At 58.2% G+C, this 22,053-nt stretch carries 22 protein-coding genes; 12 read left to right on the forward strand and 10 right to left on the reverse strand.

Going from position 1 to position 22,053, the window contains the following annotated elements; translation table 11 throughout:
- Nucleotides 1-9: 9 nt before the first annotated feature.
- A complete protein-coding gene (locus APH25_RS10690; protein WP_256217509.1) occupies nucleotides 10-603 on the forward strand; it encodes a lyase family protein in 594 nt (197 codons plus the stop codon).
- Nucleotides 604-638: 35 nt separating this feature from the next.
- Here the strand turns inward: APH25_RS10690 and APH25_RS10695 are convergent, their stop codons facing one another.
- The 8 genes from APH25_RS10695 to APH25_RS10730 all read right to left on the reverse strand — a co-directional run bounded on the left by APH25_RS10695 (nucleotide 639) and on the right by APH25_RS10730 (nucleotide 9,160).
- Nucleotides 639-1,424, reverse strand: a complete 786-nt coding sequence (locus APH25_RS10695) for an IclR family transcriptional regulator (protein ID WP_060481887.1) — start codon at nucleotides 1,422-1,424, stop codon at nucleotides 639-641.
- Between the two features lie 110 nt (nucleotides 1,425-1,534).
- Nucleotides 1,535-2,116, reverse strand: coding sequence for a sarcosine oxidase subunit gamma (locus APH25_RS10700; protein WP_060481888.1), 582 nt, complete (start codon nucleotides 2,114-2,116; stop codon nucleotides 1,535-1,537).
- A gap of 1 nt (nucleotide 2,117) precedes the next feature.
- On the reverse strand, nucleotides 2,118-5,015 hold the full coding sequence (locus tag APH25_RS10705; protein ID WP_060481889.1) for a 2Fe-2S iron-sulfur cluster-binding protein: 2,898 nt from the start codon (nucleotides 5,013-5,015) through the stop codon (nucleotides 2,118-2,120).
- Nucleotides 5,012-5,311, reverse strand: a complete 300-nt coding sequence (locus APH25_RS10710) for a sarcosine oxidase subunit delta (RefSeq protein ID WP_060481890.1) — start codon at nucleotides 5,309-5,311, stop codon at nucleotides 5,012-5,014. Before APH25_RS10710 ends, APH25_RS10705 begins: the two co-directional genes overlap by 4 nt.
- 10 nt (nucleotides 5,312-5,321) lie before the next feature.
- Nucleotides 5,322-6,563 carry an FAD-dependent oxidoreductase gene (locus APH25_RS10715; protein ID WP_060481891.1) on the reverse strand — a complete coding sequence of 414 codons (1,242 nt, stop codon included), beginning with the start codon at nucleotides 6,561-6,563 and terminating at the stop codon, nucleotides 5,322-5,324.
- The gene (gene folD, locus APH25_RS10720) at nucleotides 6,545-7,450 is read right to left on the reverse strand and encodes a bifunctional methylenetetrahydrofolate dehydrogenase/methenyltetrahydrofolate cyclohydrolase FolD (protein WP_060481892.1); all 906 of its coding nucleotides are present in this window, start codon (nucleotides 7,448-7,450) and stop codon (nucleotides 6,545-6,547) included. The genes APH25_RS10715 and folD overlap by 19 nt, the downstream gene beginning before the upstream one ends.
- Nucleotides 7,447-8,313: a formyltetrahydrofolate deformylase gene (purU, locus tag APH25_RS10725; protein WP_060481893.1), complete on the reverse strand. Its 867-nt coding sequence runs from the start codon at nucleotides 8,311-8,313 to the stop codon at nucleotides 7,447-7,449. The genes folD and purU overlap by 4 nt, the downstream gene beginning before the upstream one ends.
- Before the next feature lie 244 nt (nucleotides 8,314-8,557).
- Nucleotides 8,558-9,160, reverse strand: coding sequence for a cupin domain-containing protein (locus tag APH25_RS10730; protein WP_060481894.1), 603 nt, complete (start codon nucleotides 9,158-9,160; stop codon nucleotides 8,558-8,560).
- A 269-nt stretch (nucleotides 9,161-9,429) separates the two neighbouring features.
- Between APH25_RS10730 and glnT the strand changes: the two genes are divergently transcribed.
- From glnT to APH25_RS10755, 5 genes are all read left to right on the forward strand, one after another.
- Complete coding sequence (glnT, locus tag APH25_RS10735; protein ID WP_060481895.1) at nucleotides 9,430-10,764, forward strand: type III glutamate--ammonia ligase; 1,335 nt, start codon at nucleotides 9,430-9,432, stop codon at nucleotides 10,762-10,764.
- A 73-nt stretch (nucleotides 10,765-10,837) separates the two neighbouring features.
- Nucleotides 10,838-11,743, forward strand: a complete 906-nt coding sequence (locus tag APH25_RS10740; protein ID WP_060481896.1) for a glutamine amidotransferase family protein — start codon at nucleotides 10,838-10,840, stop codon at nucleotides 11,741-11,743.
- 11 nt (nucleotides 11,744-11,754) lie between these two features.
- Nucleotides 11,755-12,438, forward strand: a complete 684-nt coding sequence (locus APH25_RS10745) for a protein glxC (RefSeq protein ID WP_060481897.1) — start codon at nucleotides 11,755-11,757, stop codon at nucleotides 12,436-12,438.
- Nucleotides 12,439-12,453: 15 nt separating this feature from the next.
- Nucleotides 12,454-13,776: an FMN-binding glutamate synthase family protein gene (locus APH25_RS10750; RefSeq protein WP_060481898.1), complete on the forward strand. Its 1,323-nt coding sequence runs from the start codon at nucleotides 12,454-12,456 to the stop codon at nucleotides 13,774-13,776.
- 204 nt (nucleotides 13,777-13,980) lie between these two features.
- Nucleotides 13,981-15,288, forward strand: a complete 1,308-nt coding sequence (locus APH25_RS10755) for an ammonium transporter (protein WP_060481899.1) — start codon at nucleotides 13,981-13,983, stop codon at nucleotides 15,286-15,288.
- Nucleotides 15,289-15,929: 641 nt separating this feature from the next.
- Here the strand turns inward: APH25_RS10755 and APH25_RS10760 are convergent.
- Complete coding sequence (locus APH25_RS10760; RefSeq protein ID WP_256217510.1) at nucleotides 15,930-16,331, reverse strand: type II toxin-antitoxin system YhaV family toxin; 402 nt, start codon at nucleotides 16,329-16,331, stop codon at nucleotides 15,930-15,932.
- A 59-nt stretch (nucleotides 16,332-16,390) separates the two neighbouring features.
- The gene (locus APH25_RS10765) at nucleotides 16,391-16,708 is read right to left on the reverse strand and encodes a type II toxin-antitoxin system PrlF family antitoxin (protein ID WP_009406937.1); all 318 of its coding nucleotides are present in this window, start codon (nucleotides 16,706-16,708) and stop codon (nucleotides 16,391-16,393) included.
- Nucleotides 16,709-17,050: 342 nt separating this feature from the next.
- Here APH25_RS10765 and APH25_RS25905 point away from each other — a divergent pair, with 342 nt between their 5' ends.
- The 6 genes from APH25_RS25905 (at nucleotide 17,051) to APH25_RS10790 (ending at nucleotide 22,029) form a co-directional block, all read left to right on the forward strand.
- Nucleotides 17,051-17,173: a hypothetical protein gene (locus tag APH25_RS25905; RefSeq protein ID WP_256217511.1), complete on the forward strand. Its 123-nt coding sequence runs from the start codon at nucleotides 17,051-17,053 to the stop codon at nucleotides 17,171-17,173.
- Nucleotides 17,174-17,311: 138 nt separating this feature from the next.
- Entirely contained in the window at nucleotides 17,312-18,385 is a 1,074-nt protein-coding gene (locus tag APH25_RS10770; protein WP_060481900.1) for a YafY family protein, read from the forward strand.
- Nucleotides 18,382-19,950 (forward strand): hypothetical protein, encoded by a 1,569-nt coding sequence (locus APH25_RS10775; protein WP_060481901.1) that lies wholly within the window; start codon nucleotides 18,382-18,384, stop codon nucleotides 19,948-19,950. Before APH25_RS10770 ends, APH25_RS10775 begins: the two co-directional genes overlap by 4 nt.
- A 51-nt stretch (nucleotides 19,951-20,001) precedes the next feature.
- Nucleotides 20,002-20,580: a hypothetical protein gene (locus APH25_RS10780; protein WP_060481902.1), complete on the forward strand. Its 579-nt coding sequence runs from the start codon at nucleotides 20,002-20,004 to the stop codon at nucleotides 20,578-20,580.
- 10 nt (nucleotides 20,581-20,590) lie between these two features.
- The gene (locus APH25_RS10785) at nucleotides 20,591-21,616 is read left to right on the forward strand and encodes a hypothetical protein (RefSeq protein ID WP_060481903.1); all 1,026 of its coding nucleotides are present in this window, start codon (nucleotides 20,591-20,593) and stop codon (nucleotides 21,614-21,616) included.
- A gap of 101 nt (nucleotides 21,617-21,717) precedes the next feature.
- Nucleotides 21,718-22,029, forward strand: a complete 312-nt coding sequence (locus APH25_RS10790) for a YkgJ family cysteine cluster protein (RefSeq protein ID WP_256217512.1) — start codon at nucleotides 21,718-21,720, stop codon at nucleotides 22,027-22,029.
- Nucleotides 22,030-22,053: the final 24 nt, after the last annotated feature.

Raw genomic sequence — 22,053 nt, forward strand, 5'->3', positions numbered from 1 at the left:
TTCGATGCGATGCAGAACATGAATGTGTTCGGCCGCGTTTCGGGCGAACTGCGCACTTGTGCCGTCTCACTGGCCAAAATCGTCGCCGACTTGACCAAGCTCTCATCGGGCCCGGTCGGCGGCGTGGGTGAGCTGAAGCTACCTGAAGCCCAGGCTGGTTCCTCTATCATGCCGGGCAAGGTGAACCCTGTTCTGCCAATGTCGATGATCCAACTGAGCTTCGCAGTCATTGGCAACGATGTCGCGGTAGCACAGGCGGTGCAGTACGGTGAGCTGGAGATCAACCGCTTCGAGCCGGTGGTTGCCTCTCGCGTGCTCGACAGCATCACCCTGCTGACTCAAGGTATCCAGCGTTTCCGCGAAAAATGCATTGCCGGGATTCTTGCAGATGAAGCGCGGAATCTGGAGCACCTGACAGACTCGATGGCGGTCGCTACGGCGTTGGTTCCACAACTGGGTTACGCCAACGTCAGCAAGCTCGCACGCCAGTCGGTGAAAGAAGGCCGACCTTTGCTGGAAATCATGGAGGCGTCCGGCCTGATGACGAAGGCTGAAGCCATGGCGGCAATCGAACAAGCCTCTTATCCGGTATTCGGGGCCTGAGTTTGAAAAGGGCGCGCGAGCGCCCTGTCCATTGTTCAAAGCGTCAGATGAACAGCGTATCCGAGATCGGCGCTAATCGTTTTGCTGCATTCCCGCAGCAATTCCTCAAACTTCTCCGTAGCACCCTCGGGATCCATCACGGCATCCGGGCCTGACAGATTGATTGCAGCCGTCACTTCCCCCCTGTGATCTTTGATAGCCATGGCAATCGCAGTCGAGTAATCCGAACGGTGCAGCACCCATCCTCGAGCTCTGTCACCTTCGATCATCTCTTGGAGTTCGAGCTGAGTCCGTGGGGCAGGGGCTGGGTAATCGTCCAAACGGATGTGCTGGTAAAGTGCGGCCAGTGCTGCCTGGTCAAGGCCGGTGAGCAGCATGCGGCCAATCGCCGTGCAGTGGCACGCGATGCGGGTGCCAACTGGAATATTCACGGACAGTCGCTGAGCCGCAAACGCTCGGTAGACATACAGGCTTTCCGTATTTTCCCGCACGGCCAAATGGCAGGAAAGAGACGTGCGATCTCGCAATTGATTGAGGTGAAGCATGGCGACATCGACAATGTCGCGGCTGGCGAGGTAGCTGAAGCCATCGCTGATGACTCGGGCACCGAGCTCGTACTGAGTATGGTATTTGTTCAAATACCCCATGTCGGTCAACGTGAACACTATTCGATACAGCGCCGAGGTACTCACATTCAGGCGCTCGGCGATCTCCTGCATGCTCAGGCTACGCGTTCGAGCGTTGAACAAGCCGAGCACGGCAAGCCCTCGAGCCAGGGCCGGTACGCTGTAGTCGGCGTCCTTTATGGGGGCGTCATTCATCGTTCGTTGCTCTTGTCGGGGTCTGGGAAACTGTTTCATGAGTGCCGGCTATGGTCGTAATGGACAGGGTCTGCTTCAGCTCGTAGTCAGCACAGCATGACCTGAATCACCTAGTACAGCGCGTCTATTTGCAGGGCGCGTCCATCGAACTCAGCCATCGCATCCATCAGTGCGCCCTTGAAATATTCAAGCGAAGTGCGATCACAGAGAATGTGAAAAACAGGGTGTGATTCAGATCTGACGTTGATGACGATCACGTTGATCCTTGCAGCCGATGTTTGTGCCACGGCGCCTTTCATGAAAGCAGCGATGCGTAGATCAACCCCACACAGTTTTGCCATGACATCAGCCGCGTGAACGCCACTCAACTGCAACCACGCATGGCTGTCTTCGCGAGGCAAAAGGTAGTTGGCTAAGTGATCCAGCTCCCAGCGAGCTTCTTCATCGGCGATACGCCCACCTTTGTCTCGCAGGCTGCCTAGGAGCAGATATTCCGTTTGCGACAGCCGTGCCACGTGGCTCCCATCCGACTGGGTAACAGCCTGGTTTGGCTTACCAGGAAGGCTGAACCCCCGGGACTGCAGATATTCGCCACTTTGAGTGCCACGAAAACCAACCCTTGGAAGTCCCGTCAGATCGACCATCGCACATTGCTGAAGTGGACTCGGCCCGATTTCATTGAGGTTGGACATATCAGAGCTCCTGGCGCTGGTTGTCTGGATCGAAGAAGGGGAGCTTCACGACGGTTGCCTGTACGACCACACCATCTTCTACCCGAATCGGAATCTGCTGCCCCGGAGTGCATTGATCAAAGGCGGCATAGGCCAGGCCGATGATCTGGTCAAGGCTTTGCGAATATTCACAGGACGTCACATTACCGCTGATGTCCGGCCCCTTGAGAACCAAGTGGCCCTCAAGCGGTTGCGGGCTGCTTTTGGGTAGCGTAAATCCCACCAGCTTGCGTTTCTGGGGTTGCGCTTCAAGGATGTCCACGGAGCGACGACCGACAAAAAATGGCTTGTTACGGCTGACCGCCCACCCCATGTCGATTTCGCTGGGATGGGTCATTCCATCGGTGTCCTGGCTGATGATCACATGGCCTTTTTCAAGGCGCAGGAGACGCTGGGTCTCAACACCAAACGGGCGAATGTCGAATTCCTTGCCCGCCTCTATGAGCGCATCCCAAAGCTTCAACGCATGACGTGCAGGTACGTGGATTTCGTAACCCAGTTCTCCTACGAAGCCCACGCGCAGGAGCCGTGCCTTGATCCCTGCCACAGTGCCTAGGCGAACGCCCAGGTACGGAAACCCTTCAGCGGACAGATCAAGGTCCGAGCAGACTTTTTCCAGTGCCTTACGCGCGTCGGGCCCCGCTACGTTAACGGCCGAGATTGCGGCGGTGACGTTGGCGATGTCGACGTTCAGGCGCCATTGCGCGTTCCACTTGAGCATCTGTTGATAGATTCGATCCACGCCGCTGGTGGTTGCAGTGACGTAGAAGTGGTTTTCGGCAAAGCGCGCGCAGACACCATCGTCGATCACCACCCCATGTTCGTTGGTCATCAGCGCGTAGCGTGAGCGACCCACAGGCTGCTTGATAAATGTGAAGGTGTACATGCGATTGAGAAGTTCGGCAGCGTCAGGGCCGCGTACGTCCAGGCCGCCCAGCGTCGAAACGTCGATGATGCCGACCTTCCGGCGCACGTGCAGCGCCTCGGCCTGCATGCATTTATCCCGCTCGCTCGGTTTGCCGTAGTAGGCAGGGCGCTGCCAGATACCGGCAGGCATCATTTTTGCGCCTGCTTCCAGATGACGGCGGTGCATGGGTGTCTGGCGGTACGGATCAAACGCACGACCCGCGACATGGGCCAGCTTCTCGGCCTCAAATGGAGGGCGCGCCGTGGTTACGCCTGTTTCGCTGACACTGCGCTGAGTGGACGCTGCAACCAATCGAGCTGTGGGCAGGGCTGAGTGTCGCCCTTGAGACGGCCCCATGCCCACGGTGGAGTAGCGCTTGACCAGTTGCACATCTCGATAGCCGATCTTCGTGGCGTTAGTGATATCGCGCACCTGCAAATCTTCGTCGAAGTCGACAAAGTCCTTGCCTTTGGGGTGCGGGAAAATCGGCCACGGGAAATTGACTTGTGGCTCTGGGTGCAGGGGCTGTGACTTGACGTTGCAGTCCAGGCCTAGCGCCGAAATGATTTCAGCGGCTGTACGGGTGGCATCAGCGAGCACGTTGTCGAGTGCGTGGAAGCCATGGGCGGAACCTGCAACGCTGAGATTCTTAGGCAGGCCACCAATAGTGAACTCAGCCAGTTGATCGTCGTAAGCCAGCTTGCCGCCGGCTTGGCACAGCAACTGATAGACCGGCATGTAGCCGCCGGACATGCACAGCAAATCGCAATCCAGATGCAAGCTGCTACCCGCGACCTGGCCGTGGCCGGTGATTTTTCGGATGTCGACGCCACTGACATGCCGCATGCCTTTCTCGTGCAGCGCCTCAAATACGGTGCTGTTGAGGTGGCAAGTGACGCCTCGCTGTTCCAGCGCGATCAGCAACGCGCGATCAGCGGGCTGGGTACGCATGTCCACCAGCGCTGCAACCTGGACACCTTGTTCATGCAGATCGAGTGCTGCGTAGTAACCGTCGTCGTTTCCCGTGAGTACCACTGCGCGCTTGCCAGGCTTCACGGCATAGAGTTTCATCAGGCGCTGGGCTGCACTGCTGAGCATCACCCCGGGCAAATCGTTGTTGCGGAAAATCACTGGCTGATCAAACGAACCGTTGGCGATCAGGCACTGGGTGGCGCGCACTTTGTACATGCGTTTGCCCTGGATCACCGGCAGGTAGTTATCGGTAAACCATGCGTTGCACGTAGCTTTCTTCAGCACCTGAATGTTGGCATGGCCTTCAACTGCGTTGGTCAGCTTGCGGCGTAGGGCATCGGCACGCTTGTTTTCGACATCGAAACGGGCATAGGTCAGTGAGCCGCCCAGAATGGGTTGTTGCTCAATCAACAACACCTTTGCGCCTGCATTGGCCGCGGTCAGTGCCGCTTGCAGTCCAGCAGGGCCAGCGCCGACGACGGCGAGGTCAGCGAACAGGTAGGCCTTATCGAAGTACTCGGGCTGGAATTTGAGATCCAACACACCGAGCCCGGCCTTCTTTCGAATCATCGGCTCCCAGAGTTTCCATGCGCCCTTGGGCTTGTAAAACGAGCGGTAGTAGAACCCTACCGGCATGAACGTGGAGAACTTGCCAAGGTACGCGTCTTTGTCGTTGTCCAGAGAGCCGTTGAAGTTTTGCCCGGTTACCTGCACACCCTTTTCCAGCAGGTGAGTGTCGGCCAGGACGTTGGGCTCGTTCGGCAGTTGCACCAGGGTATTGGCGTCTTGGCCGGCCATGGTCAGAGGGCCGCGCGGGCGGTGGTATTTGAACGAGCGCGAGAGCAGGAAGCGACCATTGGCGAGCAGGGCACTTGCGATGCTGTCCCCCGCAAACCCCTGATACGCCTTGCCATCGAAACTGAAATGAAGCGGCTGAGTGCGGTCGATCAACAAGCCCATGGGGGCGGGTAGGCGGCTCATTGCGCGGTCTCCTTGGCGGGGGTGAATTCAACCCGGGTGGTGAACAGCTCTTTGGGATCGAAGGTGCGCAGGATCTCGTCGCTACCCGTGTGGCGTTCGGCCAGGAACCAGTAGCTGGAGGGTGTGTGCATCCACCACTCGCAAACCACGCCCAACGTGTCATCGCTGTTGAACACGTAGTCGGCCCATTCGGCATCGCTACAAGTCTGCGGATCGGGCATCTGCTTGAACTCACCGCCATAGGTGAACTCGCTGATGTTGCGCGGCCCGTTGAGTGGGCAATTCATCACTTTCATGTCTTGCTCCTCAGTGGCTGGCCGCTGTCGCGCCCATCTCATTGACTTGCTGGAAGGTTGAGAAACGCTCCAGGCCGAACGGCTTGATCAATTCAGGTACCTTGCCCCCACTGGCGACGAGTTCGGCCATGGTTTTGCCGCAAATGGGCGTAGCCTTGAAGCCCCATGTGCCCCAACCCGCATCCAGGTAATAGTTCTTCACCGGGGACAACCCCATGATCGGGCTGTAATCGGGCGTCATGTCGGTGATGCCGGCCCACTGACGCATCAGCTTGGCATTGGCCAAGAACGGGAACATCTCGATCGCGTGTGCCAGCAGGCTTTCTTTCAGGTCCAAAGTAGAGCGGGTGTTGAACAGCGGGTACGGATCCGAGCCACCCCCAAACACCACTTCGCCACGGCTGGTCTGTTGCACGTAGCAGTGCAGGGCAGAGGAGCTCACCAACGGGTCGAGGAACGGCTTGAACGGCTGGGTCACCATGGCTTGCAGAGGGAATGTCTGTATCGGCGAGCGGATACCCGCTTTCTTCATCAACTGCGAACTCATGCCCGCCACTGCCTGCACCGCGCAGCCGCACTTGATGGTGCCGCGATTGGTTTTAACTGCTTTGACGGTGCCGTTCTCGATCACCAGCTCTTGGACTTCGGTGAGCTGATGGATTTCCACGCCACGCCTGGCAGCCTGTTTGGCGTAACCCCAGGCCACGGCGTCATGGCGGGCAGTCGCGCCGTCTATGTGCCAGAGACCTGCGATCACCGGCAGATGCCCAGGGTCCAGGTTAAGTGTCGGCACGAGCTCACGAATCTGCTGACGGTCAAGCATCTCGGTGCGTCCGCCAAAGTGCTTGTTGACCTCAGCACGTTGACGGAACGAGCGCACGGTGGCGTCGGTGTGGGCGAGCGTCAGTTGGCCACGATGGGAGTACATGATGTTGAAGTCGAATTCGTTGGACAGCCCTTCAAACATCCGCACTGACTCGGCGTAAAAGCGTACGCCCTCGCTGGTGAGGTAATTGGAGCGGATTACCGCTGTGTTGCGCGCCGTGTTGCCGCCGCCCAGGTAACCCTTCTCCAGCACCGCGATATTGGTGATGCCGTGGTACTTCGAGAGGTAGTAGGCGGTGGCAAGGCCGTGGCCACCGCCGCCGATGATGACCACATCGTAGGAAGGCTTGAGCTCCTTGGGAGCAGGCAAATCCACTTCGATCGGGTATTCAGAGCTGAGCCCGTACTTCAGGAGATTGAAAGGCATGCGGCCTCCGGGGAAACGCGTTGTGCATGGGCCTGCTGTACCGCAGCGGTAACGGTGTTCTTCATCAAAAAGGCAATGGTCATCGGCCCAACGCCGCCGGGCACAGGCGTGATGGCCGAAACATGGGGCAGTGCGCTGTCGAAGTCGACGTCGCCGACGAGCTTGCTGCGACCGTGCTCATCAATGCGGTTGATGCCAACGTCGATGACCACTGCTCCCGGTTTGAGCCAGCCCTCATCGATCATCCGAGGTCGTCCAACGGCGGCCACGACAATGTCTGCCTGCTGGCACAGGGCCTTGGCATTGATGCTCCGCGAATGCAAAACAGTGACCGAGCAGTGCGCTTGGAGCAAAAGAGCGGCCATTGGCTTACCGACGATATTGGATCGCCCGATGACCACTGCGTGTTTTCCGCAGAGGTCGCCGCAAGTTTCTTCAAGCAGATGCATGCAGCCGCTGGGGGTGCATGGCGTCAACACATTGCGACCCTGGCTCAAGCCGCCGACGTTTTCACTGTGAAACCCATCGACATCTTTGCCAGGGGCAATAGCCTGCAGCGCGCGCGTTTCTTCGATGTGCTCAGGAAGCGGAAGCTGCAGCAGAATGCCGTTCACTGCTTTGTCTGCATTAAGGTCTGCGATCAGCTTGAGCAGTTCAGCCTGCGAGGTTTCCTCACTCAGGCGGTACTCGAGCGATTTGATCCCTGCTTCTTCGGCACGGAGGATCTTGTTGCGTACATAGACCTGGCTGGCAGGATCTTGCCCGACGAGTATCACAGCGAGCGCAGGGAAGATGCCGTCGGCTCTCAGTCTGTCGACATCTTCTCGAACCCGTTGCATGACACGGGCTGACGCCGCTTTGCCGTCAATCAGTTTGGACGTGTTCATCGGAAGATCACCGTCCTGTCGTCGTTGAGGAAAACCCGATGCTCCAGGTGATATTTGACCGCTTTGGAAAGCGCCACGGTTTCAGTGTCGCGTCCGATGGCGACCAGGTCGTCTGGCAGATAGGCATGATCGACGCGCTGGACTTCCTGCTCGATGATCGGGCCTTCGTCCAGATCGCTGGTGACGTAGTGAGCCGTTGCGCCAATCAGTTTCACGCCGCGCTCATAAGCTTGGTGATAAGGCTTGGCACCCTTGAACCCTGGCAGGAACGAGTGATGGATATTGATAGCGCGGCCCGATATTTGCCTGCAGAGATCATCGGAAAGGATCTGCATGTAGCGTGCGAGGACTACGAGGTCAGTCCCGGTCTCATCCACGACTTTCATCAGCGCTGCTTCCTGCTGTGCCTTGGTCTCCTTCGTCACTGGCAAATAGATGAACCGGATACCTTCGCGCTCGGCCATCGGGCGTAGATCAAGGTGGTTGGACACAATGGCGGTGATCGTCATGTCCATCTCGCCCTTGTGATAGCGGTACAGCAGGTCGGTGAGGCAGTGGTCGAATTTGCTGACCATCAGCAGTACCCGCATTGGCTGGCGAGTGTCGTAAAGCTCCCACTGCATGCCGAACGCTTGTGCGACATCCTCAAAGCCGGCTTTGAGCTGAGCGATGTCGCCCTCATGGCCATCGTTGAAGCGGAACACAGCGCGCATGAAAAACTTGCCGCTCAACTCATCATCGAACTGCGCCATCTCACCGATGTAGCAAGCGTTGCCTGCTAGATACGAGGTCACTGCTGCCACGATGCCGGACGTCGCAGGACAGCTGATTTTGAGAATGAAATGGTTTTTTTCGTATTGCATGGTCAGTCCTCAGATGTGCGCGGCGGGGGTCCGGCAGATGGTTCATCGATGAAGCGTGGATTCACCGGCGAATAAATATTCCCTAAAAGAATTAAATATTCTGTCAGGGGAATTTATAGGCGAATTCCCCCAGCGCGTCTACACGCAAGAGAAATATTTTTTACTGATAGGAAAACTTAAGGAGAGGCGTAGGGGAGGGCGGGTTGAGTCCGGGTGAAGCCCGGACTCGTGGCAGGCGTCGTGGTCAGGCTTCTGATTGGGCGTAGTTCATGATCGACAGTAGTCGGATAGGAACGCTCACCAGCTTTTCCGGGCCATGTGGAACGTCGGCATCGAAGGTCAGGCTATCACCTGCTTCCATGTGATAGAGCTGGTTCCCGTGGCGATAGACCAGTTCACCTTCCAACAAATGGAGAAACTCAGTGCCGGGGTGGGAGAAGGTCGGAAACTCCTCGCTGGCGTCGTCCATGCTCACCATGTAGGCCTCGAAGCTTTTCCTGGGGCCACGCGTGTGATTAAGCAGGTGATAGGTATGACCTTTCTCGGTGCCGCGGCGGACCACCTCTAGTCCTTCATCGCGCTTGACCAAGATCGCGCTGCTGTCTTGCTGGTCGTATTGGCTGAACAACTTCGACATCGGCATGCCGAGCACGTCGCAAAGGCGGCTCAGAATTTCAAGGCTGGTCGATACCTGAGCGTTTTCTATCTTGCTGAGCATGCCCTGACTGATGCCGGCTATGCGGGCAACGTCTGCAAGCTTCAGCTCCTGTGCCTGACGCTGACGTTTTATCTGGATTCCCAGGTACTGCTCAAGCTTGAGCTTAGGTGGGCTTTCTTGTGTATTCATGGCATGCACTAATTCCGTACAGTAAATTTATTTTCGCACTGAGAATGTGCAAATTCATTTGCATCTCTTGTAGGATCGCCGTGATTTATTCATCAAGGGAAAAATATTTTCCCATACATGGAAGGGAAAGGCGCTGCCTCGAGACAACTTTTTCGGTTGCAGTAACTAGTTGGCAAGGTCGTTGCATTCCTTGAGGGAAACTAACTTTCCTTATCGTAAAGATGATCCGGTCTCCCACCAACGCTTGCTACAGCCAGGAGTCATGTCCAATGTTGCCACAAGAAACGCAGCGCCTCATCGAGACACACGGGATCAAGTACGTCCTGGCTCAGTTCGTAGACATCCATGGTTCGGCCAAAACCAAATCAGTGCCCGTGTCGGGGCTGGAGATGGTCGCCGAATCCGGGGCGGGTTTCGCAGGATTCGCGATCTGCGGTATGGGCATGGAACCGCATGGCCCTGACTTCATGGCCAAAGGTGATCTGGCATCGCTCACCCCCGTTCCATGGCAGCCAGGCTACGGTCGGGTGGTATGCATCGGGCACGTAGAAGATAAGCCTTGGCCCTACGACAGCCGTTACGTTCTGCAGAAGCAGGTCGAGCGGTTGAGTGACCGTGGCTGGACGCTGAACACAGGTCTGGAGCCCGAATTCAGTCTGTTCAAACGCGACGAGCAGGGCAAGTTGCAGATGGTCGATGCCAGCGACGATCTGGATAAGCCGTGCTATGACTATAAAGGCCTTTCCCGGTCGCGTGAGTTTCTCGAGCGTTTGACCGAAGCCTTGCAGCCAGTGGGTTTCGATATCTACCAGATCGATCACGAAGACGCCAACGGCCAGTTCGAGATCAACTATACCTACAGCAATGCCATGGAATCAGCGGACCGGTTCACCTTCTTCCGTATGGCTGCCGGTGAAATTGCTAACGACATGGGCATCATCTGCTCTTTCATGCCAAAACCTGATCCCAAGCGTGCAGGCAATGGCATGCACTTTCACTTATCGATCAGCAGCGCGACTCACAAAAACCTATTCCACGACGCGAGCGACCCGAGTGGCATGGGCCTGTCGAAAATGGCCTACCACTTCGCCGCAGGTCTGCTAGCACATGGCCCAGCTTTGTGCGCCTTCGCCGCCCCGACCGTGAACTCCTACAAGCGTCTGGTGGTGGGCAACTCTCTGTCGGGAGCGACTTGGGCTCCAGCCTTCATCGCCTTCGGCGCCAATAACCGTTCAGCCATGGTTCGTGTGCCTTATGGCCGCCTGGAGTTCCGCCTGCCGGATGCTGGCTGTAACCCATACCTGGTGAGTGCGGCGATCATCGCGGCTGGGCTTGACGGCATCGACCGCAAATTGGAAATCGACCAAGTCTGCAACGAGAACCTTTACAGGCTCAGCCTTGAGGAAATCGCCGCGCGCGGCATCAAGACCCTGCCTCAGTCGCTCAAGGAGGCCTGTGATGCGCTTGAAGCTGACCCACTGTTCACCGAAGTGCTTGGCAGTGAAATCGTGGGTGAATTCATCAAGCTCAAACGCATGGAGTGGGTGGAGTACTGCCGCCATGTCTCGGATTGGGAAGTGAAGCGCTACACCGAGTTTTTCTGATCCAGCCATTTTAACCAACCCTTTCTGACACCCTGCCAACGGGTAGGGGGTCTTCTGCCCAGGAGTTAGCGATATGTGTGGAATTGTGGGGCTATACCTGAAAAATCCGGCGCTGGAACCCCAGCTCGGCAAACTCTTCGAACCCATGCTGGAGGCCATGACTGATCGCGGCCCAGACAGTGCCGGCTTCGCCATCTACGGCGATGAAGTCGCTGATGGCTGGGTGAAGTTGACCTTGCAAGCCGCTAACGATGACTACGACTTCAAAACGCTGGCAGGCGCGCTGGAAGGCAAGCTCTCGGCGCCTTTGGACTGGTTCCGAAATGCGAGCGCCATCGTGTTGAAGATCAAGGCTGAAGAAGCGGCGGTGCGTATCGCGTTGGCTGAGTTGGCCCCTGACGTGCGCATTATGAGTGCCGGCAAGAGCATCGAGATCCTCAAGGGAATGGGCTTGCCAAAAGCGATCTCCGAGCGCTTCGGCTTGGGCTTGATGAAAGGTAGCCACATCATCGGCCATACCCGCATGGCGACTGAAAGCGCTGTCACCATGGAAGGCAGCCACCCATTCTCCACCGGTGCTGATCTGTGCCTGGTTCACAACGGCTCGCTGTCTAACCACTTCCGTCTGCGGCAGGAGCTGCGCCGCGAAGGTATCAATTTCGACACCGAGAATGATACTGAAGTCGCGGCCGGTTACCTGGCTTGGCGTCTGCAGCAAGGCGACAGTCTGAAGACCGCCTTGGACAGTTCGCTCGAAGCACTGGATGGCTTTTTCACTTTCGCAATCGGCACCCGTAATGGATTTGCCGTGATCCGGGATCCGATTGCTTGCAAGCCGGCAATTCTTGCCGAAACCGACGACTACGTCGCAATGGCTTCTGAGTATCAGGCGCTGTCGAGCCTGCCGGGCATCGAGAATGCCAAGGTCTGGGAACCTGTTCCGGCCACCCTGTACATCTGGGAACGCGCATCGGCTTAAGGAGCACGCACATGAAAACTTACGATCTTGGCAACACCACCGTGCGTGACCTTAACCAGGCGCTGCACGATCAAGCGAAGAGGCTTGAGGAAAGAGAGTGGGTCGTGACCCACCCTGACGGCGCGCACAACATCGCCGTCGGCGTAAACGAAGCAGTGTCCGTGGATATCCAAGGGCATGCAGGCTACTACTGCGCAGGCATGAACCAGAAGGCTTCCATCACCGTGCACGGCAACGTTGGCGTGGGCTGCGCCGAAAACATGATGTCTGGCTATGTCCGAGTCAAAGGCAGCGCTTCGCAAGCAGCGGGCGCTACGGCTCATGGCGGTCTGCTAGTGATCGAAGGCGACGCCGGCGCCCGTTGCGGGATCTCGATGAAAGGGATCGATATCGTGGTCGGTGGCAGCATCGGCCACATGAGCTGCTTCATGGGGCAGGCGGGACGCCTTGTGGTGTGCGGTGACGCTGGCGATGCGCTTGGCGACTCCCTGTACGAGACGAAGATCTTCGTCAAAGGCAAGGTCGAGTCACTGGGTTCCGACTGCATCGAAAAAGAGATGCGCCCGGAGCACATTGAAGAGTTGCAGGCGCTTCTGAACCAAGCCGGCTTCAACGAGAAAGCCCGCGACTTCAAGCGCTACGGCTCGGCTCGCCAATTGTATAACTTCAAAGTCGACAACGCCTCCGCGTACTGATCCAGGAGCAAGAAAATGAGCGAGAAAACCACTCCAGTCCTGCGCGAGTCGGCTACCTTTGATCGTCTGGCTATCCAGGAAATCCAGCGTGCCGCGGAGACCGGTATTTATGACATTCGCGGCGGCGGTACCAAGCGCAAGCTACCGCACTTCGACGACCTGCTGCTGCTCGGTGCGAGCGTCTCGCGCTACCCTTTGGAAGGCTACCGCGAGAAATGCGGAACGGATGTGATCCTCGGTAACCGGTTTGCCAAGAAACCGATCCACTTGAAAATTCCAGTGACGATCGCCGGCATGAGCTTCGGCGCATTGTCGGCCAATGCGAAAGAAGCACTGGGCCGCGGTGCGACCATTGCAGGCACCAGTACCACCACTGGCGACGGTGGCATGACGCCGGAAGAGCGTGGTCAATCCCAACACCTGGTCTACCAGTACCTGCCTTCGCGTTATGGCATGAACCCAGATGATCTGCGTAAGGCCGACGCCATCGAAATCGTCCTGGGGCAGGGCGCCAAGCCGGGTGGCGGCGGTATGCTGCTGGGCATGAAGGTGACCGAGCGTGTGGCGGGTATGCGTACCTTGCCAATCGGTGTTGACCAACGCTCGGCCTGCCGTCATCCGGACTGGACTGGGCCCGACGACCTGGCGATCAAGATTGCCGAGATCCGTGAAATCACTGACTGGGAAAAGCCGATTTACGTGAAAATCGGGGCTAGCCGCCCTTACTACGACGTCAAACTGGCAGTGAAGGCCGGCGCTGATGTAATCGTGCTTGATGGCATGCAGGGCGGTACCGCTGCGACCCAGGAAGTCTTCATTGAGCATGTCGGTATCCCGATCCTGCCAGCCATTCCACAAGCGGTTCAGGCGCTGCAGGAGATGGGCATGCACCGCAAGGTGCAACTGATTGTTTCCGGAGGCATCCGTAACGGTGCAGACGTTGCCAAGGCCATGGCACTGGGTGCCGATGCCGTGGCCATCGGCACGGCTGCATTGATTGCGCTGGGTGATAACCATCCCCGCCTGGACGATGAGCTCAGGAAGATTGGATCTGCGGCCGGCTTCTACGATGACTGGCAGAACGGTCGCGACCCTGCAGGTATCACCACCCAGGATCCGGAGTTGTCCAAACGTCTGGATCCGATCGAAGGCGGGCGTAGATTGGCCAACTATTTGCGTGTCTTGGTGCTGGAGGCGCAAACCATGGCTCGGGCTTGCGGCAAGTCGCATCTGCACAACCTCGACCCTGAAGACCTTGTGGCCTTGACCGTCGAATCCGCAGCCATGGCTCGAGTGCCATTGGCAGGGACTTCATGGGTTCCAGGCAACCAGTACTAAGCCTCTACCCAAGCTCGGAGCGCGTATGCCCGTGCCGGTGATCTGTCTGCAACTGGATTGTTGTCTGACGCGACGCCGTCACGGGCAAGCGCTTTCTTTCCAGACCACGCTTGACTAGACCCTTCCAAGAGGCCTCAACGGCCCAGCGCTTCATAACCTCGCTTTCTGCCAGACATTTTTCCATTTATTGCAGGAGCTTTCACAATGGTTAACCGTCTCTTCGGAATATCGCTTGCCGCACTGCTCGCGCTCAGTGCATTCATACCGCTGGCACAGGCGGCTGATGCGCCTACATTGAACACCGGCAGCACCGCCTGGATGGTAACGGCAGCCGTTCTGGTGCTGTTCATGTGTCTGCCAGGCCTTGCACTGTTTTACGGCGGTCTCGTACGGGCCAAGAACATGCTGTCGCTGTTCACTCAATGTTTCGGTATCGCCGGATTGGTAGGGGTGTTGTGGGTGATCTATGGCTACAGCCTGGTGGTTGACACCACCAACATGGTTGAAGGTGAGGTCAGTTTCAATAGTTTTGTCGGCGGCCTTAGCCGCGCCTTTTTGGCAGGGATGACATCCGAAAGTCTGGTGGGCGAGATTCCGGAAGGGGTATTTGTCACCTTCCAGATGACCTTTGCCATCATCACTCCTGCGCTCATTGCCGGCGCTTTTGCCGAGCGTATGAAATTCTCGTCCGCGCTGTGGTTCATGGCAATCTGGTTCACCCTTGTCTACGCGCCGGTTGCTCACATGGTATGGGGTGGGGCGGGGGCATTGATGCACAATTGGGGCGTGCTGGATTTCGCAGGCGGTACGGCGGTTCACATCAACGCCGCCTGTTTGCTACTTGGCAAGCGCAAAGGTTACGAGAACACCCCTATGCCAGCGCATAACCTGAGCCTCACCATGGTAGGCGCGGCGATGCTCTGGGTTGGCTGGTTCGGATTCAACGTCGGTTCCGGCGGTGGCCTCAATGGGCTCTCAGGCATCGTGATGCTCAACACTCAGCTTGGTGCATGTGCCGGTATTCTCGGCTGGATGTTCACCGAGTGGCTCAGGGTGGGTAAGCCGAGTGCTTTGGGCTTGGCCAGTGGTGCCCTGGCAGGCTTGGTGGGTATTACGCCGGCTTGTGCCTACGTGGGTGTCGGTGGCGCGCTGGCAATCGGTCTGCTCTGCGGCGTGTTCTGCTACCTCAGTGTGACAGTGCTCAAGACGCGCTTGGGCTACGACGACAGCCTGGACGTATTCGGCTTGCACGGCATCGGTGGAATGATTGGCGCCGTGTTGACGGGTGTTTTCTGTGTGCCGTCGTTGGGTGGATTGGTCGAGAATGTCGCCATGGCTGACCAGGTAATTGCGCAGGTCAAAGGGGTGGCATTCACAACGGCCTACTGCTTCATTGCGAGCTGGATAATTCTTAGGGTATTGAAGGCCGTCGTTGGGTTGCGGGCACATGACGCCGTTGAGGAAATGGGGCTCGACCTCGGTGAGCATAATGAGCGGGCGTACAACCATTGAGTAACGAGTCGGCGATCAAGCTGACCACAGACCTTGATCGCTGGCGGAAGCCGTTTCAGGTTGTAGTACAAACGAAGCCCTCGGTGCATCCGTGTATCGGGGCCTTCTTTTTTCTGCGACAGCAAGGCCTGCAGATGGCAGACCTTCACCGTGGGGCATGCGCATAGCACTCAAAGACTGGACACGGACCCCGGTAGCGGTTGTCGGTTTTCAGTGTATGTCATTGGTGCGAGAAGAGAGTGTACGCCCAAACTGGGGTAGGGAAGTGGAACGCCCAGATGTTCTCCCTCGGTGACCTGGAAACCAAAGCTGGTTGTGCGCAGCCCAGTTCTTGTTCGGCCCCGCTAACGCAAAGTGGCCGGTGCGGTTTCGACATGTGTCGGGTAGTCAGGCGCGGCTCGCCGGCGGTCGAATGCGAGCGCCCGCGTGCCCAGGTACTGCGTATGCCGATGTCGGCCTTGGCTCTGCGGTTACATCAGGGACGTCTAGTGCCTTGGTGTCGATGCGGCGGAATAGGAACTCGCCTTTGTTCTGATCGAATACAGAAATAGCAGCTAACGGAACAGCTGTGATCAGAACACCGGTAAGTACATCGGCGACCGCATGATTGAGAAAATTCATCTCTCCCACAGTCGCGCAACTTATGCTTTGGGCTCGTCCCAGTCGCGTCGCGTCGCAGCAGTCAGCGCATCCCAGTCATCAGGAGGGTTGCCGCGGCCCAGCATCTTCTCGAATACGGCGTAGGGATCGGGTTTGCTGCCTGCGGACCGCAGGGTATTTTCGTCGTTGACCCATGCATAGACGATGACCTTGGACCTTGAGTCATAGCGAAAGAACAGCCGAAAGCGCCTGCCTATTTTTGCGCGGCGCCAATGTCTGTAGGCGGTGCCCAGCGTGTTGCCTTGGCGGAACTCATCACGGCCTGGGTCGGCAGGTACAGCCTCCATGATCAGATGGCTCAATGCCCGAAACAGCTTGACGTTGGCGTTGCTCTCAAAACCTTGCGGATCATTCTGCTCGGCTAGGGCGGCGGCTTCATGCAATTTGCGTAGCTATAACGTCACACCTTCATGGAACAACAGTGTCCAGCCATGTCGCAGCATCAGATTGCGACCTCACCATCGATATCTTCGTCCAGGTTTACGGAGTGCTTTGCGTTGGCGAGCATGGTTTGCGCCAAGTCTTCTGGCAGAGTGGTGAGGTTGCGGCCGCCTCGGATATCAGCCTCCAGCAAACCCAGGAATGCACCGATGGCAGGGTCTTCGTGGGTGGTTTCTACGCGGCTGACCACGATTTCACCGCCTCGTACGTCGAATGCAATTTTGCCACCTGTGTCAATGCCCAGTAACTGGCGAACGGATTTGGGCAGTGTGATCTGCCCCTTTGAGGTCAACGTGGCGATTTCGTGGATGGCAGGCATGAGTGTTCTCCCGGATGGATTGATTAGATGGTAAGGAATAATCCTTACTCGGTTAATCTTGGTTTTCAGCTGGACAAGCATAGGCGGGGAGGACGCTCAATAGCACCGCAAGATGAGTTACACCACTTCCAGGGACGCGATCGATGAAGCAGCCGCAGGGCGGCTTCGATTGATCGGAATTTCAGCAATTCGACCTGGCTCCAAAGTGATGCCAATATGACATTGCTCACCGGTACGCGGCGCTGAACTGGCTCTGCGGTAAAAAACCATGCACGCAGCGACACAGAATGTCGCAGCCTTGATTCAGGATGGCCTCCGTCCCATCCAGCTCAAGGAACCCACATGAAGGAACTGACCTGCTTCGCCATCGGCCTGGTTGTTGGCGTGTTGTTGATGAAAAAAAGCCAGACAGTCGACGACCTCAAGCGCGAGCTGGAACGCGAGCGTGAGCGCAGTACTGCGTAACCCGGCGCCGGACGTTTGTATGTATGGCTTTCTGCTACTAGCGGTAAATTCCGGATAGTGCTAAAAAGCCATCAAAGGACCATTCGCCGGGTATATGACACCAGCGAACTATTATCAAGGTTGATCGAGCACGGTTGCATGTCAGATCCCAAAGACAGGCTATTCAGGCATCTGGCCTTGTTGCGGCTCATCCCCCGCGAGCCGAAAAGCATCACAACGAGCGAATTGTTCGAGCGCCTCAAGCGTGAACGTTTCGACTTCGATCCCCGCACGCTGCAACGCGACCTGGCAGGACGTTTGGCGCTGGACTTCCCATTGCTCTGCGATGAAAGCCGCAAGCCCTACCGATGGAGCTTCCCCAGTAACACCCCGTATTTCGACTACCCGGCACTGGACACGCCCACAGCGCTGGCGTTCGTCCTGGCCCAGAGCCACCTGGGCAAACTGATGCCGCCCAGTGTGATGAAGCTTCTGATGCCGCACTTCGACCTAGCACACCGCCAGCTCAAGGCGCTGCAGCATAACCACCTGGCGCAGTGGACCGACTGCGTGCGCGCGATGCCCAACGGCAAGGCGCTGCAGCCTGCCGAAGTGGACCCCGCCATCTGGTCGCACGTCGCCGACGCGCTGCTCGACAGGCGCCAGCTGCACGTGCAGTACCTGAGCCGCAGCAAAGGCCAGCTCAAGACGCTGCGCCTGCACCCGGTGGGTATCGTCGCGCGTCACTCCATCAGCTATCTGATTGCCATGGTCGACGGTTACAGCGACGCACGCCAGTTCGCGTTGCATCGCATCCGGCACGTCACGTGCCTGGACGCTGCGGCGCAATCGGCACATGGCTTCGATATTGACGATTACGTCCAGGGTGGCGGGTTCAATAGTCTAGGGCCGGTCGCGCGCGTCGAATTGATCGCCGACGTGTCCCCGCAGATTGCTTGGCTGTTGAGCGAAACGCCGCTGGCTCCTGATCAGTGCCTGGAACCGCTGCAGGGCACCGAGTGGCAGCGCTTGCGCGCCACCGTGCCTGACGACCTGGAGACGCTGTGGTGGTTGTTCGGGCTGGGCGAAAACGTTCGCCTGCAGGCGCCGCACAGCTGGGCCCAAGCCATCCGAGCCCGGCTTGCGGAAGCGCAGGCCCTGTATGCGCAGCCGCTGGCTGAACCTTCTTCCATTGCCAACCACACCCTCGGCTGCCAGGAAAACCAACTATGAAGCCTGATTTGTCCAAGCCGTCCACTGCACATGAATCGAACAACCTTGACGAGATCCAGCGCGACATCATCCACAGCGTGACGGCGCTTTCCACCAGCGAAACCGTCAGCCGCTTCGGTAGTGCCAACGCCGAGTACATCAAAGGCTTCACCGGCGTCGATAATGAAACCGGGCAGCGCTTCGCCAAGGGCCTGGCCGATATCGCCGGGCACAAAGTCAACGACGACCCGCTGTACGCCAAGCAGAATATCAAGCAACAGGCCGGCTACTCGGCGGAAGTGGCCACCACCAGCCGTGACAACGCCGAGGCCATCATCAGCGGCTCGAAAGTGCGTACCTCGCGCAGTGACGACTTGACTCAGTACGGCAGGAACCACAACGTGGTGGACCGTGTGCAGATCCTCGATGGGCAGATCATCGAAGGTACGCAGTCACAGATGAAGTTCGTGGGCAACCGTGACCAGTTGCTCGACGACATCGCCAGCGAGAACGGCAAGTTCTCCCGCTACCGTGGGGTCAAGCTCGAACTGCCGTCTGAGCAGTTCGAAGGCGCAGAGGCCCATTGCCGTGAAAAGGCGCTGGTCCTGCGCGAGCAGGCTGCCAAGGTCGACGCGGCAGGCAAGCCCGAGGTCGCTGCCAAGCTGCGCCGTGACGCCGACAACTATGAGCAGTTGGCCGACAACGTTAAGGACAGCGGGCTGACCACCGAGGACGCTATTTTCTACCGTGAGTACCCCGAGCTGGCCACGGCCATGGATATTGCCCTCACCAGCCACCGCGCGGGCGTGGAGGGTGCCAAGTACGGTGCGATGGTCGGCGCCAGTATTTCTGCTCTGCAGAATGTGTTCGCAGTGGCCCAGGGCAAGCAGGACGTCGCCGATGCCGCGTTGGCACTGGCCACCGACACCGCCAAGGCGGGCGCGCTAGGCTACGGCACTGCGTTTTTTGGCTCGGCGCTCAAAGGCGGCATGCAGCAGTCGAGCAACGTGACCCTGCGCAACCTGGCCAACACCAACGTACCGGCCATGGCGGTGAACGTCTGCCTGTCGCTGGGCAGCTCGATCAAACGCTATGTCACGGGCGAAATCAGCGAAGCGCAGTTGCTTGCCGAAGTCGGCGAAAAAGGCTCGGGCATGCTTGCCAGCAGCATGATGGCGGCCGTCGGCCAGGTCGCCATTCCCATCCCCTTTGTCGGCGCGGCCGTGGGCGGCATGATCGGCTACAGCCTGTCTTCGCTGTTCTACCAGGCTGCCCTGGACGCTGCCCGCGGTGCAGAGCTTTCCCGGGCCCAGTTGGAGCGCACCCGTGCGATCCAGAGCGCTGCCCGCGAGCGCATTGCTGCAGAGCAGGCGGCTCTGGATGACTTCACCCACCGCGAAATCCCACAACTGCAGAAGGAAACACAACAGCTGTTCTCCATGATCAACGCCATCGGCAGCGTCAGTGCCGACGACGTTGTCGCGGCAATCAACACGTACGCCACGTTGCTGGGCAAGAAGCTGCAGTTCCAGACCCAGGACGAGTTCGACAACTTCATGGACAGCGACAGCCCGCTGGTCCTGTAAGCCGATTGCTTACCTGAAGAATTCCCCCCAAGGAACAAGGATACCCCGTTCATGCTGATCAAACTCCTGTCCATGCCGGACAAAAAACACCTGGTCGACCTGGCAAAGCTGCTGGCGCTTTCCGACAAACCGCTGCTGTGGGATGGCAAGACCTCCGCTGAGCTCACGTCCGACACCGATCTCAAAGAGCTGACGATCGAGGAGGGCGAGCACGAGCGCGAGCTGATCGCAGATCTGGAACAGGCTGCCGGCATTTCGTCTTCGGTATCACCGGCCCTGCGCATGTTCCTGGCCACCAGTGACATCGGCACACGCCTTGTCGAGGTGACCAAGAAGTTCCCGATCACCCAGGCAGAGCGCCCGGAATCCCGTGCTCAGGCGGCCAAGACCGTACTCAAGGAATTGCTCAAGGACAAGAATGCCGATCAACCCTCCGTGCCGAAAGTGATGCTGTTCGAATTGCTGCTGGTGGCCCTGCGCGACGGCAATATTTCCAGCATCGAATGGGCGCTGCTCAAAGAGTTTCAACAGCACCACAAGCTTGAAGACTACATCTTCGACGACCTCCTGGAACGCGCGGAAGTGCTGAACAAGGAAGTCAACAAAACCCTCTCCATCGTACTTGAGTAAGGACCACATCATGCCACTTCCCCTGCTTATCGGTGCCGCCGCCATTGCCGGCATCTACGGTGCAGTCAAAGGCGTCAGCGGCGCCATCGACCACAGTAATGCCAGCGACCTCAACGAAGACGCCCGCACCCTTGTCAACAAGGCCAATGAGCAAATCGAAGAGCAGCGCAAGACCACCAACAGCACCCTGGAAGACTACGGCCAGCGCAAGCTGCGCGCATTCAATGGTGTGGTCGCCGATTTCATCACCACCTTCGAGCGCATCAAGAACGTCGAATTGTTGCAAAGCCCTGAGCTGGACAAGCTCAATGCGGGCGACTTCTCCAGCAAGACCCTGACCGGCCTGCGTAAGGACTACAAAGCGCTGCAGGACGCCGGCCTGGGCCTGGGCGCTGGCCTGAGCGGTGGCGCGGCGCTGGCCTTCGGTGCCTACAACGGCACCATGCTACTGGCCACCGCCAGCACCGGCACGGCGATTTCTTCGCTGGGTGGCGTGGCCGCGACCAACGCCACGCTGGCCTGGCTGGGCGGCGGTTCGCTGGCTGCCGGCGGCTACGGCATGGCAGGTGGCATGATGGTGCTCGGTGGCATCGTTGCCGGCCCTGCGCTGGCCATCTTCGGCCACGTGTTGGGCAACAAGGGCGAAGAGGCGCTCAACAAGGCGCGCAGCAACATGGAGCAGGCGCGCACCATCCGCGACGAAGCTACGCTGCTGACCGACAAGCTGAGCGCCATCGCCCAAGTCACCACACTGGCCAACAACACCTTCTCCAACGTCAGTTCGCAACTGCGCCGCGCAGTGAGCGAGCTGAAAACCGTGATCGAGCAGCAGGGTGTCGACTTCCGTGCCTACTCTGACCAAAGCAAGAGCGCGGTGTTCGGTTCGGTCAAGTTCGCGCAACTGCTCAAGGCCATGATCGACACCCCGATCCTGGATACCGACGGCAATCTGGTGCTGGCCAGCGAAAAACGCATCAAGGACGTCACCCTAGTCGCCAACGGCAAGAAAGCCGGCCTGGATGCACCTGAAGCCTGATTGCGTTCAGGCGCAGAGCCATGCCTCAAGCAGCCATGCCCACGCCTGGCGCGGGCAATTTCTTTGCCAACCCAGTCGCTTCAAGGTGCTGAAAGGTCTGCATGTCCACGATGGTTTCACAGCGTTCCCTGTTCCCCTGCAACCAATGCGGCTTGTGCTGCCAGCGTGTTGACCAGTCTGCCGAAACCCGCGACCTGGATCGTGGCGATGGCACGTGCAAGCATTACGATGCGGTGCAGAAGGGGTGCGGCATTTATGAAGAGCGCCCTGACATCTGCCGAGTGGATCGTCTGTACGCGCAGCGTTTTGCCCAGCATTACAGCTGGGACGAGTTCGTGACACTCAACGTGGCGGTATGCATTGCGCTGCAGCATGAAGCTAGCCGTTGGATCGTGTCCCAAGACGTGGTGTAAATCATCATGGCCTTGACCACTGAG

Origin of the sequence: Pseudomonas sp. NBRC 111119, from assembly GCF_001320125.1 — a bacterium.
GTDB classification, from domain to species: Bacteria; Pseudomonadota; Gammaproteobacteria; order Pseudomonadales; family Pseudomonadaceae; genus Aquipseudomonas; species Aquipseudomonas parafulva.

Bases quoted from the DNA above. Each gene is read 5' to 3' on its own strand.
- APH25_RS10750 (WP_060481898.1), top strand. From the start codon at position 12,454: ATGAGCGAGAAAACCACTCCAGTCCTGCGCGAGTCGGCTACCTTTGAT.
- APH25_RS10705 (WP_060481889.1), bottom strand. From the start codon at position 5,015: ATGAGCCGCCTACCCGCCCCCATGGGCTTGTTGATCGACCGCACTCAG.
- APH25_RS10785 (WP_060481903.1), top strand. From the start codon at position 20,591: ATGCCACTTCCCCTGCTTATCGGTGCCGCCGCCATTGCCGGCATCTAC.
- folD (WP_060481892.1), bottom strand. From the start codon at position 7,450: ATGAACACGTCCAAACTGATTGACGGCAAAGCGGCGTCAGCCCGTGTC.
- purU (WP_060481893.1), bottom strand. From the start codon at position 8,313: ATGCAATACGAAAAAAACCATTTCATTCTCAAAATCAGCTGTCCTGCG.
- APH25_RS10740 (WP_060481896.1), top strand. From the start codon at position 10,838: ATGTGTGGAATTGTGGGGCTATACCTGAAAAATCCGGCGCTGGAACCC.
- APH25_RS10780 (WP_060481902.1), top strand. From the start codon at position 20,002: ATGCTGATCAAACTCCTGTCCATGCCGGACAAAAAACACCTGGTCGAC.
- APH25_RS25905 (WP_256217511.1), top strand. From the start codon at position 17,051: ATGAAGGAACTGACCTGCTTCGCCATCGGCCTGGTTGTTGGCGTGTTG.
- APH25_RS10730 (WP_060481894.1), bottom strand. From the start codon at position 9,160: ATGAATACACAAGAAAGCCCACCTAAGCTCAAGCTTGAGCAGTACCTG.
- APH25_RS10695 (WP_060481887.1), bottom strand. From the start codon at position 1,424: ATGAATGACGCCCCCATAAAGGACGCCGACTACAGCGTACCGGCCCTG.
- APH25_RS10700 (WP_060481888.1), bottom strand. From the start codon at position 2,116: ATGTCCAACCTCAATGAAATCGGGCCGAGTCCACTTCAGCAATGTGCG.
- APH25_RS10765 (WP_009406937.1), bottom strand. From the start codon at position 16,708: ATGCCTGCCATCCACGAAATCGCCACGTTGACCTCAAAGGGGCAGATC.
- APH25_RS10690 (WP_256217509.1), top strand. From the start codon at position 10: ATGCAGAACATGAATGTGTTCGGCCGCGTTTCGGGCGAACTGCGCACT.
- glnT (WP_060481895.1), top strand. From the start codon at position 9,430: ATGTTGCCACAAGAAACGCAGCGCCTCATCGAGACACACGGGATCAAG.
- APH25_RS10755 (WP_060481899.1), top strand. From the start codon at position 13,981: ATGGTTAACCGTCTCTTCGGAATATCGCTTGCCGCACTGCTCGCGCTC.
- APH25_RS10745 (WP_060481897.1), top strand. From the start codon at position 11,755: ATGAAAACTTACGATCTTGGCAACACCACCGTGCGTGACCTTAACCAG.
- APH25_RS10710 (WP_060481890.1), bottom strand. From the start codon at position 5,311: ATGAAAGTGATGAATTGCCCACTCAACGGGCCGCGCAACATCAGCGAG.
- APH25_RS10775 (WP_060481901.1), top strand. From the start codon at position 18,382: ATGAAGCCTGATTTGTCCAAGCCGTCCACTGCACATGAATCGAACAAC.
- APH25_RS10715 (WP_060481891.1), bottom strand. From the start codon at position 6,563: ATGCCTTTCAATCTCCTGAAGTACGGGCTCAGCTCTGAATACCCGATC.
- APH25_RS10790 (WP_256217512.1), top strand. From the start codon at position 21,718: ATGTCCACGATGGTTTCACAGCGTTCCCTGTTCCCCTGCAACCAATGC.
- APH25_RS10770 (WP_060481900.1), top strand. From the start codon at position 17,312: ATGTCAGATCCCAAAGACAGGCTATTCAGGCATCTGGCCTTGTTGCGG.